We start from the raw sequence: 789 nt of genomic DNA on the forward strand, positions 1-789 counted from the left end.
GGGTGATCGAGCTGGAGGGGCTGTAGCTCAGCTGGGAGAGCACCTGCTTTGCAAGCAGGGGGTCAGCGGTTCGATCCCGCTCAGCTCCACCAAATCGATTGGTGTTGAAGCTGACGGCATTTGTCTTTTGAAGAAAATAAGGTTTTGCATCGGCTTATGAGCTGATGCGTGTTCTGCATACATTGTGAAGAGAAGATTGATCTGGAGGCTTCCAGGTGTTTTGGGTTCTGCCCGAAGCGTCCGAGCCCAGTTCTGATGATCCCATGGATGGCCTAGCCGGCCGGATATGGGTGAAGGACTGGAGGTAGGTGGGAAGCTTGTCGCTCTGGATCGTCAGCGTAAACCGCATAGCGGTTTATCGCGTGTTGTTCGTTGCCTTCGGGCTTCGTCTGACGGACGATCGGATTACCGTTGCCTGACCGCGCGGTATCGGATCACATCTCGAGAAGCTGGTCTTAAGACAGGCTGCAAGCGAGCTGCTCGGCGTAGCTCCAATAAAGCAGCCCTGTCGAACACGTTAATGGCATCATGAAACGATCCGGTTGTAAAAGGTAACCGGATTTTTGGACTGACCGCACGGCAATCGCAAGGTTGTCCGGATGGTCAGATTTGGCACCCACGAGGCGTATGCCGAGTGATAAGGTCTGCCAAATCCAAATATGGATGAGCATTGGCAATGAGAACGATTAAGTGTCGTAAGGGCATTTGGTGGATGCCTTGGCATGCACAGGCGATGAAGGACGTGATACGCTGCGAAAAGCCGTGGGGAGCTGCGAATGAGCTTTGATC

1 tRNA gene and 1 rRNA gene are annotated in these 789 nt (G+C 53.5%); both read left to right on the plus strand.

Annotated features, from left to right (window positions below):
* Positions 1 to 16 precede the first annotated feature (16 nt).
* Positions 17 to 92, plus strand: a tRNA-Ala gene (locus ACIPSK_RS33025).
* 592 nt (positions 93 to 684) lie between these two features.
* Positions 685 to 789: ribosomal RNA gene (locus ACIPSK_RS33030) — 23S ribosomal RNA — on the plus strand; the annotation flags it as partial.

The organism is Rhizobium sp. LARHSG275, from assembly GCF_052871115.1.